At 51.7% G+C, this 814-nt stretch carries 1 pseudogene; it reads left to right on the top strand.

Annotated elements, in window-relative coordinates:
- Positions 1-155: 155 nt before the first annotated feature.
- Positions 156-814: pseudogene (locus ACYVG7_RS01960) on the top strand (IS4-like element ISApu2 family transposase); the annotation flags it as partial.

Genomic DNA, 814 nt, shown 5'->3' with positions numbered 1-814 from the left:
CCAAATAGCGTATAAACCCTTTCACAACCAGTTACGCAAGCAGGGTTTTCCCTTGTTCATGCGCGCACTGGTTGAACGAGCCATCGCCTTACGCCTCAAGGAGTGTCTACCGGACGCCCACGGACTGGCAGGCTTTGAGCAGGTACTGCTGCAGGACNCAGCTCCATGATACTGACCAAATAGCGTATAAACCCTTTCACAACCAGTTACGCAAGCAGGGTTTTCCCTTGTTCATGCGCGCATTGGTTGAACGAGCCATCGCCTTACGCCTCAAGGAGTGTCTACCGGACGCTCACGGACTGGCAGACTTTGAGCAGGTACTGCTGCAGGATGGGTCGTCATTCGCGTTACATCCGCAATTGGCAGAACATTTCCCGGGCCGATTCAATAAGCACAGCCCCGCTGCGGTAGAGTGTCATATGACCATGTCCTTGCTGGACCAGTCGCCGATATCGATGAGTATCACGGCGGATACCGAATCAGAGCGCAAGCATCTTCCGGCCGCAAATTCGTTAAATAACAAACTGTTATTGGCGGATGCCGGTTACATCAGCCGCGAGTACTTTGCTGATGTGACCAAAGCCAAAGGAAGCTATCTGGTCAGAGGGAGTCAAAATCTCAATCCCAAAGTACAGGCAGCTTACCGACAGGACGGCAGGGAAATGCCCAAGTTGCTCGGGAAAAAGCTCAAGGATATCGATCGGAGAAGCTGCAGAGCCGAGGTTCTGGACCTGGATGTGAGTTCGGGAAAGTATAAATATCGACTCATAAGACGTTGGTTTGCAGAGGAAAAACGGTTCTGTATATGGATGAC

Source organism: Pseudaeromonas pectinilytica, from assembly GCF_054780855.1.
The sequence above is the reverse complement of the archived record's forward strand: the minus strand, read 5'-3'. Positions and strand labels throughout refer to the sequence as shown.